Raw genomic sequence first — 15,962 nt, forward strand, 5'->3', positions numbered from 1 at the left:
ACGGCCAGGTAGGCGTAGGTGTCGTCCGAGCCGTCGCTGTCATGATGTGCCGTCTGATCGTAGTAACGCTGCCTCGCGATGTGTCGACAACCAGGCACGTCCACCGCCAGGGGAGGCGAGATGCATCCGATAGACAATGAGGCTGGGGCGCATGCCCAACTCGCACGGGATTTTGAAGATCATCTCCGAGAGGGCTACCGGTACCTCGTCAAGGCCATCAACTACCGAGCCAAAGCCTTCAACGAGATGCTGACCATGTACGGCGGAGTCCGCACGGCTCAACTCCTCCTGCAAGGTCCACGAACCTCCGAAGGCTTCGCTCGGCTATGGGAAGAGAACATGCTGCAGCACAGCGTCGAGGCGTCCGTGTTGCGCCCGAAGTACCGGTCACTGTTTACCGACACCGAGCAGGATGCCGCACGACGCCGCCTGGAAGATCATCAGTTTGATGTGGAGGGTTTTCTGCGGCACGATGGGTGATCATTTTCGGTGCTGCTACGACAGCCCGGCGAGAAGGACTTCCACCTCCCTCGGTTCAGGCCGCTTCACGGTGCACCAGCGCCTCACGGCACACGAAACCCGCCCTGAACGCGTTCGAGATCGCCTTCGACGGCCGCCTCACCGCCGGACGCGAGTAAAACCCACGTTTTCGACCCGACGTACACCGAACACTGGACAGAGTCTCCCCGGTCGTCAGACCCACCCGGATCGCCACCGGGCCTGCGGCGGGCGACTTACGCGTCCGTGTCCGGTGGCGGGGGGATTTCTCCCGAACCGCGCTGGATGAGGGTGGCCGGGATGACGGCGTGCGTGGGTGGGGCTGCTCGTCCGTGATGCGGGTGAAGATCAGTTCCGCCGCTTTACGGCCGAGGGCGGGGACGTCCTGGCGCAGGACTGTGACGCCGGGTTCGAGCATGTCGGCCAGGGGAAAGTCGTCGAAGCCGATGAGTGCGACCTGGTGGTGCAGGCCGCGGTCGCGCAGGGCACGCATCGCGCCGACGGTGACGAGGTTCTGCCCGGTGAACAGGGCCGTCGGCGGCTCGTCGAGGTCGAACAGGGCCGAGGTGGCGGTTGCTGCGGCGTCGGGGCCGTGCAGATCGCTGCGGCTGGTGCTCCTCGGCGATCCGGGTGGCGGGAAAACCGTGCTCGCCGCCATGCTCACCGCCGACTTAGCGCAAGCAGGCATGGCGGACGTCGCCACCGCCGTCATCCCACTGCGGATGGACCTGCTGACCTTCAACATGGCCGGGTACCCGTTCGAGTCCACCGCCGAGCGTGGGTCAGCCAAGCTTCACGAGTGGTTACGCGCCGGCGTCGCCACAACCTGGCGGCTCGACCGCCGCCTCGTCGACCGCCTCTTCGACACCGGGCGGATCCTCCCGGTGCTCGACGGTCTCGACGAACTGGACGGCAAAGCCAACCCAGTCCGGGCCCGCGAGCTCGTGCGAGCCCTCAACCACCCGGTACGCGGCACCCTGATGCCGGTCGTCCTGGTCTCGCGCGAACACACCTACCAGACTCTGGTCGAGCGCACCGACGCCGAACAGGAAGCCGCTGTCAACGAGCTGCTGGCCGCAATCGGCGAGAGTCCGATGAAGGTCGTTGGACCAACGCCGCTCGAGGTCGCCACCGTGGTGCACCTGTTACCGCTGGACGTCAAGAATGTTGACGCGTACCTCACGCGCAGGTTCCCGTCACCGAGTGATCCCAGGAGGGCAGAACAACGCTGGAAACATCTGCTGGACGCGTTGTCGGCACCGACCGGCGAGCCGTTGCGGCAGGTTCTCGCCGTGCCGTTGAACCTGTTCCTCGTCGCCACGGCCTTCGCCCTACCCAACACCGAGCCCCGACAGCTCCTGGAGTTCCAGACCGCCGACAGCCTGCGGGATGAGCTGTTCCGTCTATTCGTGGGTGTCAGCATTGAGCGGACCGCCCCCGAGCGGCGGACGAGATCCTGGACACCGAACGCGGTACTTCGGTGGCTAGGTGACTTGGCAGGGATGATGCTCACCGACAGGAATTCGCTAGATCCAGTCGAGATCCGGGCGTACGCGGTGTGGCGTCTCGCCGGTGTCGATCGGACGCGTTTCCTGACTGCTGGCCTCGCGATCGGAATCTCGGTCGTCGTCACAGTCGTCAGCTTTCAGGTAGATCTCTGGCTGGTCGTGGCGTTCGCCGTCCTGGCACAAGTGGCCGCGGTGTCTCGGCTCGCGGCTTTCACTGATGTAGCGCCGTACCAGTTCCACGCGGGGCACATCCTGACGATCCCGCCTCTCAGACTGGTTCCCGCTGTCCTGCTGGTGGGCTACGCGGCGTACTGCCGCCTCTCCGGTGATGAGATCCTGGCCAAAGTGAGCACCGCGTTTCTGGCAGTCGCATTCATCGCGGTGCTGATGGCCGGTGAACACTCGATGATCGAGAAACCGGGCGGGCTGGTTGCGGGGCGACGACGATACTCTGGAACTAAACTGGGTCAAGCCGATCTACAGTAGCGACCCGGTCCGCTACATCCGCGCCGGGATGGCTTCCACCGCAACCGTATTGATGCTGGTGGGCTCGATGCTGCTGCTCGCCAGATCATCATCCTTCATGCTGCTGGGCTACTCAGTCGGAGCACTCACGCTGAGCGTGTCGCCGTGGCCGCACTACTGGATGGGGTGCCTGTTGTTTCGCTTCTCTAAGCGGTTTGCCAGCCGGCCCGCGTACTTCCTGCGATGGGCGCAGGAGGCGGGGTTCCTGACGACCAACGGCGAATACCTGCGGTTTCGCCACCGAGAGTTCCAGGTATGGCTGGCGAAACAGCGACGGGAAGCAAACGCGACTCTTTGACTGCTACTGCTGTGACCGGATACGTTCGCCGAGGTGTCAGGCCGCTGCGGTGATGGGTCGGCCGCCCCAGCGGATGCCTTTCTCGCTGCGGATGCGGGCTCGTTCGCGGCGTTGCGCGGCCAGCACCTCAGGATGTCGGGCGTTGGTGTTGCCAGCGCAGGTAGGCGTGCAACACGCGAGTTTGCACGGTGTGGTTCGGGTGCTGGGAGTTCGCCAGGGTGAACTGCCGGAACGGCCCGAAATGGGCCTCAATCGGATTGGGTCAGGACGCGTTGGTCGGAGTGAAGCACAACCGGACCTTGTTACGCTCGGCCCATCGCCGAATCACCGGTCCTTTGTGGGCGGACAGGTTGTCCAGGATCACGTAGATCGGAGCGTCGCCTGGGCGGGCAGCGCGGATCGACTTCAACGCCGCCAGGTGTTGGCCGTGCCTTTGCGCTGATGGTTCACGCCCCACAAGGTGTCGTCGCCGACCGAGTAGCAACCATGGAAGTACCTGACACCATCGGTGCGGTGGTAGGTCGCCGCCGCTAACCTTCGCGTTACAGTCCCGAGCCATTCGTTTGGCAGTCCAATTGGGAGAGAGACCTGGTCTGGTTTACCGGGAAGCGAGGGTGGTGGTGTGTCCGTGTTCGAGGGTGATGACGGTGTCGGCGAGGTGGATGGTGCTGTCGCGGTGGGCGATGACGAGCAGTGCACTGTGGTTGGTGATGTGTTGGATGGCGTGGCTGAAGGCGGTTTCGTTGGCGGGGTCGAGGTGGGAGGTGGGTTCGTCGAGTAGCAGGAGGGTGGGGCGCGGGAGCAGGGCGCGGGCGATGGCCAGTCGTTGGCGTTCTCCGCCGGAGAGCAGGGTGCCGTGGTCGCCGACCGGTGTTTCCAGGCCGTCGGGGAGCCGGTTGACCATGTCGGTGAGGTTGGTCAAAGCAAGGGTGTGGTGGATTTCGTCGTCTGTGGCGTGGGGTGTGGCGTAGGTGATGTTGTCGCGCAGGGTGCCGTGCAGGATGGGGGTTGTCTGCTCCACCAGGCCGATGCGTTGTCGTGCTTGGGCGATGGTCAGGTCGGTGTGCAGATTCTGGCCGTTGAGCAGGATGGTGCCCTGGTCGGGGTCGTAGAAGCGTTCGATGAGGGCGAGGATGGTGGATTTGCCCGCTCCGGATCGGCCGACGAGGGCCATGTGGCCGTGCTGCGGGATGGTGAAGGACACGCCGCGCAGCACGGGGCGGTTGGGGTGGTAGCCGAACCAGACGTCGCGTAGTTCGAGCGCGGGCGGTGGCGGTGATGGGTCGGTCGTCGGGGTGTTCGGTGCCACGCTCGTGGTCGCAGCCTTCCTCGTGTGTGTCGGGCAGGGCCTGGCTTTGCTGGGTTCTTGGGGAAGGTTGGTCATGTCGTGCACGCGCTGTAGCGCGACGAGTCCTCTTTGGAGAGTGGCGGCGAGGTCGAACAGGCCGGCCATGGGCATGGCGACGTAGGAGACGTAGAGCAAGAACGCCACCAGTTCGGCCAGAGTGAGCTGACCGTCGGCTACTCGCAGGCCGCCGAGGATCAGGACGATGATGAGCGAGCCGTGCGCCGCTAGGGTGACCGCGGGTCCGGCGATGGACTCCAGTCGGGCGGCGCGGAGGTTGTCTTGGTACGTCGCGCGGGCGCGGTCGGCGATGCGTGTGTGTTCGCGGTCTTCGGCGCGCATGGCGCGCACGGTGCGGATAGCGGTGAGGGCGCGTTCGAGTTCGGCGGACATGGTGCCGAGGTTGCCTTGCGCCCCCTGGGTGGCGTTGCGGATGCCGCGTAGCGCGAACAGGGTTGTCGTGCCCACGGCGCTGACGAGGGCGGCGACGATGGTGAACAGGTGGAGGTCCAGCCACGCCATGGCTGCCAGTCCGCCTGCGACGATGAAGACACCGGAGCACATGTCGACCACGTCGTAGGCGATCGCGTCGCGCAGCATGGTGGTGTCGGTGGTGGTGCGGGAGAGCAGGTCACCGATGCGGTGTCTGTCGTACAGGCGCATGGGCAGCCGCAGCAGGCGGTCGATCAGGCGGAGCCGCAGGCCCAGTACGACGCTCTCACCGGCGCGTTGTAGCCAGTACCGGCCTACCGTGTCGACTACCGCTTCGGCGACGAACATGACCGCGAGCAAAGCCAGCAGCCAGCCGATGGTGTTGCCGTGGGTGACGGTGTCGATAGTGAGCATGACCATCAGCGGCTGTATGAGTCCAAGGCCGGCGCCCAGCATCGTCAGCAGCACTGCGACGGTGATCGACGTGCGGTGGCCGCGGGTGGCGGCGATGAGATGTCGTAGCCCGACGCGGGTGTGCGGCTGCTCGTGGTCGGGCGGCGATACCGGCACGGATGGCGCGGTAACGGTCATGGGAGTGTGCCACCTGGCATCGCGGCTCGGGTCACGCTCGCCGGGGTGGGACGTGGCGCCACGGTCATCAGGACACGGAAACTGTCGGTGCCGGGCGGTTCATCGACCGGCAGGTTCTCGGCTTCGACCCACGCGTGAGCGGCGAATGGCGCTGTGCGGACCCCGACACACCAGGCTGGCCACGAGCCGCGCAACCGGCACAGCAACGCGGTGGCGATGGAGCGCGGCAGGCATCTTGGTCCCGCGCACTGCGGGCTGACCGACGTGATCGTGGTCCGCGCGGCCTTCGCCTCGGCGTAGGTCGCGGGACGCGCGCGGCGACTGACGAGCGTGAGTACCGTACGGATGTGGCGCGGCGGAAGCGTGGCCAGGGCTCGTGCGGTCACTGTGATCGGCCAACCGACAAGCCACTGACCGGCCGTGGCCTCGCCCGGTTGGTGCGGCAGCGCCATGGAATCACTCATCGCCGCACCACCAGTTGGGCCGCGCATAGCTGGTCGACCACATCAGCGATGTCGGCGCTGATCTGGGATGGGTCGACGTCGCTGCTGGTCTGCAGCAGGCCCACCACCTGGTCGTGGTCACCACCGTCGAGCAGGGTCCGCAGGACTGTGTAACCGGTGGGGTTGAGCTGCCAGAAGCGACTGGTGCGTTCGTCCAGGAGGACCGCGCCATCCGCCGTGCTGGTCAGGGATACGTGTTCGGCGAGTCGAAGAGTCACCGTGGCGCTCCTGTCGTCAAAGGGGTGGTGGGAAGGACCGGGCACTGCAGGTCGCGCAGCCAACGTTCACAGCCGACAGTCGATTCCAGCATGATCGGTACCTCATCGGTGGCCCACCCGCCGGTCAGTCCTGAGCGCAGACGGTCCAGGTCGATCAGCCCGAGTTCGGCGAGCCTTGCCTCGTGCCAGAACGTCTGCAGGGTGCTGCGGTAGCGCGGCAGGGCCTCGTACTCCGGCGTGGTGCCGCCTTTGGTCGTGCGGGTCAGGCAACGTGCCGGGACGATCCCGCGCATCGCCTCCACCAACAGAGGTTTGTATCGCCACGGGGTGGTGCGCTCGTGGATGCGCACGGCCAGGCATGCCTCGACAACGCGGTCGTCCAGGAAGGGCGCGGCCATGGGCAGGCCATCCGCGGCTGCGGCCAGTGCGGAGCGGCGGATCATTCGTCCACTGTGGCGCACGACCTGCACGATGTCGCGCCGGGCTTTGCTCGCCGTGTGCGGTGGTGTGTCGTGCGCGGTACGGATCAGCAGATCACGGGCGGCGTCCACGGCGGTGGCTGTCGCCCACGGTGGAAGCCACACCGCACTGGGAAGGCACCGGTCAGGTGCGGTCAGGGCCCGTGCGCAGGCGAGCAGTTCGCTTCGCTCGTCGCGCGGTGCGTTCAGCAGCCGCCACGTTGTCGGCCAGGACCAGCGGTGCAGGGCACGCATTCCCCGCAGGTGCCGGTATCCCGTCCGTGGCTGGGACCGCAGCAGTTCCGGCAGGTAGCTGAACGTGGCGGCCTGCAGGACCTCGTCGCCGCCGTCACCGGTCAGGTGCAGTCGCGATCCGTGCGCGGCCAACAAGCGTGCTTTGGCCTTATCCTCGGCCCGCACGTGACTGCCGGGGTGGGGGTCTTCTCTGGCCACATCGGGACGCAGGATGTCTTCGTAGGGCGTCGGCAGGTCCTCGTCGGTCACTACCAGACGGTGCATGGTGGACAGTTCGGCGGCGGCGATGTCCGCCCATACGCCATCGTCATCAGCGGGGTCGAGGCTGGCGACGGTGAACGCCACCAGCGGGTCGACATCGGCGGCCGCCAGAGCGCACATCGTGGTGGAATCCAGGCCCCCGGACAAGTCGGCGCTGACCGTGCGTCCCGACCGGGTCCGTGCCCGGACGGCCGCGATCAACGCCTCACGCAGCAACGGCGCTCCCTGTTCCAGCGGCAGAACGGGCTCCGGGGGCCACCACCAACGCCTGGTCCGTGCCCGGCCGTCCCGGTCGAGCAACAGGCAGTGGTCTTCGGGCACCGCGCTCACGCTTGTCCACAGCGGATCGCGCGTCAACGCCGGTGGCGGCGTGGGGAACATCAGGCACCCGACCAGTCGCTGCTCGTCGATACAAGCGCCGGTCAACGCGGCCAGCACGTCAGCCCGATCGGCGGCCACCTCGACGCCACCCACACGGGCGTGGAACACCCGCCGCAGGCCCGATACGCCGCCCTGCACCCGGACTGCCCCATCCACGCTCGCCGCGACGTGGAAACTACCCACGAGCGCAGCCGCCGCGCGATCGAGCCTCACGGTGTCGGTCGTCCGCTCGGCGATCCGCGTGACTTCTTGGGCCGACACGGGACAACAACCCAGCACCGCCACCGCGACGCGACCCGCGGGCCCCAACACCAGGTCCGCCGGATCCCACCGTCCGATCAGCCACGGCCGACCAGACGGGTGCTCGACGCGTTGGGCCACTGTGTACGGACCCAGCCCTGCTCCCAACGCCGAGGCCACGGCGAGTGCGGATGCGCAGTCCGGAAGGACGACGAACCACTCCTCGCCGTGACCCTCAACGCCGGGCGACAGTCCACTGCTCACAACCGCCGCCTTCGCTGCTCGTCAGGGGCTTCAGGCCTGAGGGCGCAAGCGGTTACGGGAATCCCTGCGCCTCCCGAGGAGTCCGCGGGTCAGCGTGGCGAAACCACCAACCTGACGCAGAACCGGTTTGACGTACTCTGCCGACTTCGTCTGCATGGTTCGTTCCTTTCACTCGAAACACCGGAAACCCCACTGTTGCACGGAGACCAGCCGTACTGACCAGTCACATGACGCGGTCACGCTTCCGTGCGGGGCGTTGCCCAGAACCAGCGACCAACAGATCCTGTCCGTAACCGGTCGCCACAAGTGAAGCTGCCTTCCAGAGGGAAGGTGTCACCTGATAGATCACGCGACAGAACGAGTAGAAACAAACAAAACGGTTACCCCGCAGCGCTTCCGTTTCTACCCGCCTTTGTGCCTCGGATCCGAACCGTCGCATCTATCACCGCACCCATTACCGACCAGCGCGATTGCCTCAGTCTCGGCTGCAATCCGAACACGTGCGACAGGACCCCGGTCCGGTGTTCCCGTCGGGCGACGGGAACGCTCTACCTGCTCAACCGTCGGGCCACGATGCTGCCAGCACCTTCTCGACCGCGGTGCTGTGACGAAGTACTGGATGCAGAGGGAGTACGGCGCGAGTGGAGGAAGCGCCGATGCGATTGACCAGAACACAGTGCATCACGACTGCTGTATCTGTCCACTTTATGTCTACTGTGGGCGGTAGTGAGTTACGGCCCAGCCACGTCACGTCAGCACCTCCTGCTGCGCACGCGATTGCCACTCGCGCGATTGCCACTCGCGCGAGTGGCAATCGCGCTTGACAGTTCAGCGCGATGGTCTGCGGGGTAGGCCATAAGGGACCAATCGTGTCGCTTCATGAGAAGCAGCACGCACCAGCACCGCGAAAGGGATGATCTTATGACCGACCAGCCCAGCCTCAACGACACGTCCAAGCTCCCCGGCGACCTCGGCGATACCGTCGGCGACGCCAGCTCCGGCATTTCCGGTCTTGTCAACAGCGTGATCTCCGCAGGTTCCGGCGGGACCGTCACGCAAGGCATGGTCGACCAGGCCAGCAAGATCAAGTCGGCAACAGGCAACGGCTGACCCCGTAGTCAGCGGGAATACCTGCCCCCGGTGTGTCGAGATGGATGGGCTCGGTCGGTCGTCAGTACTGACAGCCGAGCCCGACAACCGGACGGCTTGGCAGTCATCGAGAGATGGTTCTCTGTCACAAAGCCTTGTCCTTCATGGAGAGCCAGGTCGAGTGCATCTATTCTCCATGTGTTGAACGAACTTCTCGGACTGTCCTGGACGACCATAACGAAGAACACATCCCGGTCGTGGTCGACCTCGGCGGGTGGTGGGTCAAGCGGCGGGTCCTGAGCGTGACGGCGGCTTCGTGTGGACCAGGCGAGGGGCTCGGTGGCGGTGTCGAGGTGGTACGGGGCGGGTCAGGGTCGGCTCCATCGGGTGGTGGCGAGGTTGGTGTCTTCGGCGGTGGTGCGTGGTTTGTGGGTGATGGTGGTGTTCATGGTGAGGGCCAAGACGCCGGTAAAGATCTCCATTTTGGTGGCCCAGTCGCGGAGGATGACGGAGTTGAGCAGGCGGCGGTACAGCAGGGTGTTGCCGCCGCAGCGGTGTTTCCTGACGAACCAGGATGCGGCGACACGGCGTTTGATGTCGCTGCCCTTGGCTGGTTTGCGGATGCTGGGCCCGCCGAAGAGGTCAACACCAAGCTGCCTCGGTGTTCGGACATCGACCGTTCTCCGAACGGTCCCGGTCCTATGAATCTTGTTGAAGCGCGTCCCGTCAGTGGGACGTGCGGGGCCGACGTGCTCCTTCTGGAACTTCCGGTAGTGGTCTCAGCGTCCAGGTCCAGAGGGATCGAATCCATGATCTGGCGAGTAATGCCCTCGGTGCCGTCCACGACAGCTTGGACTGCTGACTCGCGGGTGAGGTTGGACAGGCTGGCGCTGCTGCGCACCACAGTGGCCTGACAATCCCCAAAAAACATCCATCTAAACCCGGCGAGTTCACGAATTCCATCACAATAGAGCAATGCTTATCCATCACGCTGAACACGGTGTGTGACCATTTTCGCGAATATTGACTGCATCGTGAATGTCGTTCATTCCATCCGGGGATGGACAGGCATCCCACGCTTTGTCAATAATAGGTGGGACATGAATATAGGATGTGCATCTAGATCGCAAATCTTCTGATCACATGAAGAGGAGTTGACCATGGACACGAAAAAACTAGGCGAAAGCGTATCCCCCACAGCTGTCACCGAATCGGTGGCGAACGAGGCCAAGATCGCTGAGCTGGGAAACGTGGTCTCCGGCATATCGAAGGCCCTGCTGAGCGCCGTGTCCAAGCTTGCAGGCGGAGCCAGCACGGACGATCTCGACAAGAAGGAGAAAGGAGCTGTTGCTCTCGCCGAACTGATCGACAAGGGTTCCGTTGATAGGCTGGTCAGCCAGTACAAGGACGGCAACAAAGCGGATCCGAAGAAGTTCCCCATCCCCGGTGTGTCCTGAGCTCTGTCTTTTCATGGTAGTCGGTAGGCGGGTGCGGAATCGGCGCCATGAAACTCCGAAGTTCACATAGTGACTGAGCTGGGCAGGAGAACGTGGGGGGCCTCGGTCGTGTCGCGGGAATCAACTGAATACTTGGTTGTCCCGGTGGGCAGGCGGTCGGGAGCACGAGAGTGGAAGCGGAACGCCCGCCGAGAGAGCTGCATGATGACGATGCTGTCTGCCGGGACGATGGACCGGCCTTCGTTGCTGGCACCGCCGCGGGAGGGCGGAGTTGGCTCTGGAGCCGAACGACACCTAAAGCCTGTCGAACGGTACCGCGTGGGTGTACCCCGGTCGAGGCTCCCCAGGCCCACCAAGGAGATCGCCATCTTCGGCTGGCTACCCGGCTGACACACCGACCCGACCGGGCCGTGGTGGTTGTCGGCCCTTGAGGTGATCACCGCGTCATGGCCGTGAGACCGGGAGTGACGCTTCGGTCCAAGCCGCACAATTACTCCATGGGAGTTGCCATGCGTTTCGCGCGCAAGTTGCTCATCGCCCTGGTCGCCGGTGCCGCGGTCACGACTGCCGCCGTCCCGGCGCAGGCCACGCCGTTCCGGGACCACCCGGCCGCCGTGACGGTGGAATGCGGCGTCAACGGGCCGGCCAGGTTCGACCCCGGTATCCGCACGGAGTTCCAGCAGGTCACTCTGAAATTCAAGTCCGACGACCGCGGGTGCGTCGGCAACACAGGCGGTGTGTTGTCTGCCACCTTCCACGGCGCCACCCAGGGCAGCATGTCGTGCCACCGCAGTCCTGGCGGCAACGAGGGCAAGGGCAAGATCACCTGGAAACTGGTGGATGGGAGCACCTCGACCAGCGTCGTCGACTTCCGGGCGGCGGGCACGAGCCTGGCCGAGGCGGAACTGCGGGGCACGGTCGTGAGCGGCCGGTTCAAGGGCGCGGCGTTCCGCTCCGACATCAACGTCAGCATCATCAACGGCGCGGTGAAGTGCCTTTCGCCCCAGGGCGCCACCGAAGCCACCGTCAGCGGCGATTTCTTCATCGGCTGACCCCGTTGTGGCGTGGAGGATGCGCCGCACAACTTCCCTACTCCTTCGGCACCGCGGCCGGTTTTGCCGTCCCCGGACGGGTGATCCACAACACCCGTTCGGGAGACTGGCAACGGGACACCGCCCGCCGAGGGCTACACCGCGATGGTCCGGCGCTCGTGTGCGGCGCGAAGCGCCGTCTTCGCGGGCTCGGGGCGATGCCCCGACGATGTATCTCCGCACACCGACAACTAGCCCCGGACACCGACGCTGTCCTGTTCGGCTGAACCTTGCGGATGGCAAGCCGCTGTTCTCTCGGGAGCTTTGAAGTGTCGGGCACTGTGGTAGTTCGCACGATGGGGTGATCGTGCACGACACGTTCGTTCGGGTTGTGGTGCACGGGGTGGTCGATCGGTAGCTTCCGCCGCGCTGTCCAACGTGGAGGGTGCGTGTGCGGGCGTTTCCGGTTAAGCTGCCGTCGTCGGAGCGGTACTGGACTGTGGTCGACGAGGACTACCAGGTCGTGGGCGTTGCCGACGAGTACCTTCAGCACCTGCGGTTGGGACAGGACGCGGCTGAGAGCACCACGAAGGCGTACGCGGAGTCTCTGGCGTTGTACCTGCGCTGGTGCGAGCAAGGCGGACGAGACTGGCGGACGAGCGCTGACCGGCTTGGTTCGTTCGTGACCTGGCTCAGACACACGCCCAGCGACCCGGATTCCCCTGTGTCGGGGCCGGGATTGCCCGAGGTACGTGGCCCGGGGCGGATCAATCGGGTACTCGCGGCGGTGCGTGGTTTCCTGCGGCACGGCGTCGCGCTGGGAATCGTGCCGCCCGCTGTGCTGGCGATGCTGTTCGAGATCAGCGATGATCGCCATCTGCCGGTGGAGGCTCGCGGCGAGGACAGCACGCTGAACTATGTCGCTCGTCCACGCCATCGCCTCTCGGAGCCCGAGACTCAGGTGGATCGGGCCAGCGACGAGGAAGTCATTGCGTTGCTGGGCGCCTGTCGCTCGGCTCGCGACAGGTTCATTGTGATGGCGATGTCGCGGGCGGGGCTGCGCCGGGGTGAGTTGTGCGGGCTGCGCCGCGAGGACATCCACTTCGTCGCCGACGCCTCCGGTCTGGGCTGCGCGATGACCGGTCCGCACCTGCACGTGCGCCGCAGGGACAACGTGAACGGGGCATGGGCGAAGTCCCGCAGGTCCCGCGCAGTCCCGGTTGACGATCTGGTCGTGCTGGCGCACGACACCTACTCCTTCGAGCGTGATCGATGCCGCCAGGCTCGTGATTGCGATTTCGTACTGGTCAACCTCTTCCACCCGCCGCTGGGGATGCCTATGCGACCGGGCGCGGTCAACGAACTGCTGGAAGGTCTGTCGCGGCGGGCGGGTCTTGACCGGCTGGTGCATCCGCATCAGCTACGACACGGGTTTGCCTCCAACGTCCTGGAGGCGGGCGGAGCCGTTGATGAGGCCCAAAGCCTGCTCGGTCACGCCCAGGTGAGCTCGACACAGGTTTATCTGCATCCCTCACCCGAGCGGCTGCGGGCCGCCGTCGAACGCGTCGCCGTGTCCCACACACCGGCCGGTGAACGCCGGTGAACGCACCTTTGGCTGTTGTCGGGGGCGCTGAACCGGCTCGGCGTGGGATTACGGAGGTCGAACGGCTGCGATCATTGCTGGACGACCAGTTCTTGACCGAGGCGGGATGGGATTCGAACAGGCAGGTCCTCGCCCCGCCGCAGGACCATCCGTTGTTGGTGGGCAGGCCTTGCTCGGTCCGTGACTGCCGAGAACAGCGGCAGTTGCCCGACGGCCTATGTGTGACCTGCCGCAAGGCATTCCAGGCAAGCGCTATGGGGATGGAGGAGTTCGTTGCTGCGGCTCCTGTCCGCAAGAAGCAGTCCGGCGAGATGATCTGCGCGGTCAACGGATGCCCGCGTCCGACCCGCACCAACCAAACCAAGCTGTGTGTCACCCATGAACACCAACGCAAACAGCTGCAGCTGTCGCCCGCTGCGTTCGTGGAGCACCCGAGGCGCAGCCGCTGCCGAGCTTCGGCCGGTGCCAAGTTCACGTCTGCGCACGGCAAGCACACGGCCGACGAGGTCTATGCCGCGCTCACGACAACCGTTGGTGGCAACTACAGCGCCAGGGCGAGGCGCACGACTTCGACACCTGGTGCCGTTCGACCTACCCGGTCACCGAGAAGAACGAAGTGGTCCTGCGAGGATTGCCATCTCTCGTGCAGCTCCAAGTGCTTTACGGCCTACAAGAACGGTCACGGCTCGGAATGCGCACGGAACCGTTCATCCTGCGCTGCTTGCTGCGACGGCTGGCCACCAGCAGCAGCATCCTGGACTTCGACGCCGCCCCACTTCCCAGGCACCAGCGGAGTCCTCTCACCGACATGCAACGAGCGGTCAGTCGGCAGACTGCCAACCCCGACGACGAACAAGCCAAAGACGTATGGCAGATGCATCTGTTCGGCCACGGTCGCAAGCGCCTGGACTTCACCGTGATCACCCAGCCATGGCTGCGCGACGCCGCAAAGCACTGGGTATCCGAGGAGTTGCCGCTACGCCGCGGTGAGAACGTCGTCGCTGTTCTGCGCGACCACGTCAACAGCATTGCCGCGCTGGGCAACAGCCTCCGACTACACCGCGACGATCACGGCATGATCCCGGCGGATCTGGGCCGCGCGGACATCGTTGCCTTCCTCAACCGGCTTAAGCACCAGGAGAGCACGAGCCAGATCTCCGCTCACCAACGCCGCAAGACCGCCCAGCACGCAGCCTTGGTCCTGCGCGAGTGCCGCGCTCAAGGTCTGGATCGAGCGGGACGACCCATGGCCGGACTCAGTCAGGAGTTCGCATTCCGGCGCAATGACCTGCCAGCGGTTCCCAAGGACGACCGGCCAGGTCGGGCGCTGCCCGACTCCGTGCTCAACCCCCTGATCGCGTCCCTGGGCCAACTGGAAGCCGCAGCTGGCCGAGACGCACGAGTGGCTGTTCAGCTGCTGATCGATACCGGTCGTCGTCCGAACGAGATCTGCAAACTCCCCTGGGATTGCCTCGATCAGGACCGCGACGGCAAGTACGCATTGATCTACACCGACTTCAAGAACAACCGCGTGGGACGCCGTCTGGCGATCGCTGACGCCACCGCCGCTCTGATCATCGAACACAAACAGCACGTCCGGGCACGCTTCGGCGACACATCACTGTCGGAGCTGGTGCTGGTGCCCCGAGCGACCCGTAATCCAGACGGCACGTGCTCGATCTCCGACGACGTCCTCGCCTCGGCACACCGCAGCTGGGTGGATGGGCTGGGAGCACTGCGACGGCCAGACGGCACCGAGTTCGACAAGGCGGCCGTCTTCCTCTACGCCTACCGGCACAGTTACGCGCAGCGGCACGCCGACGCCGGAACCCCGGTCGATGTCCTGCGGGAACTCATGGGTCATCGTTCCCTGGTCACCACCCAAGGCTATTACTCAGTGACCGCCACCCGGGTCCGCAAGGCGGTCGACGCGCTCGCGGCGCACCAGTTCGACGGCCGCGGCCAGCACGTCTGGAGTCAGGCACGCGCGCTACTGGAAAGCGAACACCAGCGCCTCGTCGTGGGCCAGGTCGCCGTTCCTTTCGGCAGCTGCACCGAGCCCTCTAACGTCCAGGCCGGTGGAGGCGGGTGTCCGTTCCGTTTCCGATGCTTGGGCTGCGGCCACTTCCGCTCTGACCCTTCCTACCTGCCCGAGCTGAAGGACTATCTCGACACGCTGCTGCGCGACCGCGAACGCATCCGGTCCGCGACCGAGCTGGACGAGTGGGCCCGCGCCGAGGCGATGCCCTCCGAGCACGAGATCACCCGGCTGCGGCAGCTGATCCGTCGCGTCGAGCAGGACCTGGACGGCCTTAGCGACGGCGACCGTCAGCAGATCGAAGAAGCCGTCCGGGTCGTCCGCCGCACTCGTCAAACCGTGCACCTCGGGCTTCCCACCATCTCGCCGCCCGCGCCCGATCCGGAGCTGAAAACCAGTCAGCCATGACGTCGAAATCCACCGAGAGCCTCATCGCCAGCCGCCGCACGGACAGCACCCGCCGTCGGCAGAAGGTCATCGACACCCTCGCCCGACTCCGCGTCAATGGTGAGGAAATCACCGTCTCCGCCGTCGCACGTCAGGCAGGAGTGGACCGCTCTTTTCTCTACAGGCACGACGATCTGCGCGCCCAGATCCTCGCACTGGCCGCCGAACCCGATCCTCCACAGTCCAGCACCCGGGCCAGCCATCGATCATTGCTGGCCGACATCGCCAACCTCCGAGCCCAGAATGAACGCCTCCGACATCAGAAGGCCAAGCTCGCTGAAAGGCTCTCCGAAGTCTTCGGCGACAAGGTCTTCGATGACGCCGGCCTGACACGGACCGACGAGTCCGACAAGCTGCGCACGCGTGTCGCGGAACTCGAACAGCAGCTCCTCGACTGCCGCCAGAACCTTCAAGATCGCGACGACGAGCTCTCAGCAGCCCGCGCAGCCAACCGCGATCTGATGACGCTCATCAACAGCCGTGCGCAACAACCATCCTCGTGAGCAACACCTGTAGTGCA

15 protein-coding genes are annotated in these 15,962 nt (G+C 65.3%); 9 read left to right on the forward strand and 6 right to left on the reverse strand.

Annotation, left to right across the window (positions count from 1 at the left end):
* Nucleotides 1-120 precede the first annotated feature (120 nt).
* Nucleotides 121-480, forward strand: a complete 360-nt coding sequence (locus AOZ06_RS04120; protein ID WP_063809958.1) for a hypothetical protein — start codon at nucleotides 121-123, stop codon at nucleotides 478-480.
* Between the two features lie 55 nt (nucleotides 481-535).
* Here the strand turns inward: AOZ06_RS04120 and AOZ06_RS04125 are convergent, their stop codons facing one another.
* Entirely contained in the window at nucleotides 536-1,156 is a 621-nt protein-coding gene (locus AOZ06_RS04125) for a substrate-binding domain-containing protein (protein WP_054288199.1), read from the reverse strand.
* On the opposite strand from AOZ06_RS04125, the gene AOZ06_RS04130 reads away from it, so the two are divergent.
* Nucleotides 1,155-2,492 carry an NACHT domain-containing protein gene (locus AOZ06_RS04130; protein WP_169798810.1) on the forward strand — a complete coding sequence of 446 codons (1,338 nt, stop codon included), beginning with the start codon at nucleotides 1,155-1,157 and terminating at the stop codon, nucleotides 2,490-2,492. The two genes, AOZ06_RS04125 and AOZ06_RS04130, sit on opposite strands and share 2 nt — an antisense overlap.
* A gap of 28 nt (nucleotides 2,493-2,520) precedes the next feature.
* Nucleotides 2,521-2,829 carry a hypothetical protein gene (locus AOZ06_RS04135; protein ID WP_054288201.1) on the forward strand — a complete coding sequence of 103 codons (309 nt, stop codon included), beginning with the start codon at nucleotides 2,521-2,523 and terminating at the stop codon, nucleotides 2,827-2,829.
* Between the two features lie 598 nt (nucleotides 2,830-3,427).
* Here AOZ06_RS04135 and AOZ06_RS04145 read toward each other — a convergent pair.
* From AOZ06_RS04145 to AOZ06_RS61900, 5 genes are read right to left on the reverse strand one after another with little or no spacing between them, the layout of a single operon-like run.
* Nucleotides 3,428-5,176: an ABC transporter ATP-binding protein gene (locus tag AOZ06_RS04145; protein WP_054288202.1), complete on the reverse strand. Its 1,749-nt coding sequence runs from the start codon at nucleotides 5,174-5,176 to the stop codon at nucleotides 3,428-3,430.
* A gap of 17 nt (nucleotides 5,177-5,193) precedes the next feature.
* Nucleotides 5,194-5,661: a lasso peptide biosynthesis B2 protein gene (locus AOZ06_RS04150; protein ID WP_083471493.1), complete on the reverse strand. Its 468-nt coding sequence runs from the start codon at nucleotides 5,659-5,661 to the stop codon at nucleotides 5,194-5,196.
* Entirely contained in the window at nucleotides 5,658-5,918 is a 261-nt protein-coding gene (locus AOZ06_RS04155) for a lasso peptide biosynthesis PqqD family chaperone (protein ID WP_054288203.1), read from the reverse strand. The genes AOZ06_RS04150 and AOZ06_RS04155 overlap by 4 nt, the downstream gene beginning before the upstream one ends.
* Entirely contained in the window at nucleotides 5,915-7,777 is a 1,863-nt protein-coding gene (locus tag AOZ06_RS04160; RefSeq protein WP_054288204.1) for an asparagine synthase-related protein, read from the reverse strand. The genes AOZ06_RS04155 and AOZ06_RS04160 overlap by 4 nt, the downstream gene beginning before the upstream one ends.
* 30 nt (nucleotides 7,778-7,807) lie before the next feature.
* Entirely contained in the window at nucleotides 7,808-7,933 is a 126-nt protein-coding gene (locus AOZ06_RS61900) for a lasso RiPP family leader peptide-containing protein (protein ID WP_157232801.1), read from the reverse strand.
* Between the two features lie 765 nt (nucleotides 7,934-8,698).
* On the opposite strand from AOZ06_RS61900, the gene AOZ06_RS04165 reads away from it, so the two are divergent.
* The 6 genes from AOZ06_RS04165 to AOZ06_RS04195 all read left to right on the forward strand — a co-directional run bounded on the left by AOZ06_RS04165 (nucleotide 8,699) and on the right by AOZ06_RS04195 (nucleotide 15,945).
* The gene (locus AOZ06_RS04165; protein ID WP_054288205.1) at nucleotides 8,699-8,887 is read left to right on the forward strand and encodes a hypothetical protein; all 189 of its coding nucleotides are present in this window, start codon (nucleotides 8,699-8,701) and stop codon (nucleotides 8,885-8,887) included.
* Between the two features lie 1,139 nt (nucleotides 8,888-10,026).
* Complete coding sequence (locus tag AOZ06_RS04175; protein ID WP_157232802.1) at nucleotides 10,027-10,323, forward strand: hypothetical protein; 297 nt, start codon at nucleotides 10,027-10,029, stop codon at nucleotides 10,321-10,323.
* 509 nt (nucleotides 10,324-10,832) lie between these two features.
* Entirely contained in the window at nucleotides 10,833-11,375 is a 543-nt protein-coding gene (locus tag AOZ06_RS04180; RefSeq protein WP_054288208.1) for a hypothetical protein, read from the forward strand.
* Between the two features lie 478 nt (nucleotides 11,376-11,853).
* On the forward strand, nucleotides 11,854-12,957 hold the full coding sequence (locus AOZ06_RS04185; RefSeq protein ID WP_236952070.1) for a tyrosine-type recombinase/integrase: 1,104 nt from the start codon (nucleotides 11,854-11,856) through the stop codon (nucleotides 12,955-12,957).
* 721 nt (nucleotides 12,958-13,678) lie between these two features.
* Entirely contained in the window at nucleotides 13,679-15,403 is a 1,725-nt protein-coding gene (locus tag AOZ06_RS55820; protein ID WP_157232803.1) for a tyrosine-type recombinase/integrase, read from the forward strand.
* Nucleotides 15,400-15,945, forward strand: a complete 546-nt coding sequence (locus AOZ06_RS04195) for a DUF6262 family protein (RefSeq protein ID WP_054288210.1) — start codon at nucleotides 15,400-15,402, stop codon at nucleotides 15,943-15,945. Before AOZ06_RS55820 ends, AOZ06_RS04195 begins: the two co-directional genes overlap by 4 nt.
* Nucleotides 15,946-15,962 lie beyond the last annotated feature (17 nt).

The organism is Kibdelosporangium phytohabitans, assembly GCF_001302585.1.
Classification (GTDB): Bacteria; Actinomycetota; Actinomycetes; order Mycobacteriales; family Pseudonocardiaceae; genus Kibdelosporangium; species Kibdelosporangium phytohabitans.

What these genes read in the sequence shown, in the direction of transcription:
- AOZ06_RS04120 (WP_063809958.1), top strand. Translation starts at nt 121, where the DNA reads ATGCATCCGATAGACAATGAGGCTGGGGCGCATGCCCAACTCGCACGG.
- AOZ06_RS04130 (WP_169798810.1), top strand. Translation starts at nt 1,155, where the DNA reads ATGCTCACCGCCGACTTAGCGCAAGCAGGCATGGCGGACGTCGCCACC.
- AOZ06_RS04125 (WP_054288199.1), bottom strand. Translation starts at nt 1,156, where the DNA reads ATGGCGGCGAGCACGGTTTTCCCGCCACCCGGATCGCCGAGGAGCACC.
- AOZ06_RS04135 (WP_054288201.1), top strand. Translation starts at nt 2,521, where the DNA reads ATGGCTTCCACCGCAACCGTATTGATGCTGGTGGGCTCGATGCTGCTG.
- AOZ06_RS04150 (WP_083471493.1), bottom strand. Translation starts at nt 5,661, where the DNA reads ATGAGTGATTCCATGGCGCTGCCGCACCAACCGGGCGAGGCCACGGCC.
- AOZ06_RS61900 (WP_157232801.1), bottom strand. Translation starts at nt 7,933, where the DNA reads ATGCAGACGAAGTCGGCAGAGTACGTCAAACCGGTTCTGCGTCAGGTT.
- AOZ06_RS04165 (WP_054288205.1), top strand. Translation starts at nt 8,699, where the DNA reads ATGACCGACCAGCCCAGCCTCAACGACACGTCCAAGCTCCCCGGCGAC.
- AOZ06_RS04175 (WP_157232802.1), top strand. Translation starts at nt 10,027, where the DNA reads ATGGACACGAAAAAACTAGGCGAAAGCGTATCCCCCACAGCTGTCACC.
- AOZ06_RS04180 (WP_054288208.1), top strand. Translation starts at nt 10,833, where the DNA reads ATGCGTTTCGCGCGCAAGTTGCTCATCGCCCTGGTCGCCGGTGCCGCG.
- AOZ06_RS04195 (WP_054288210.1), top strand. Translation starts at nt 15,400, where the DNA reads ATGACGTCGAAATCCACCGAGAGCCTCATCGCCAGCCGCCGCACGGAC.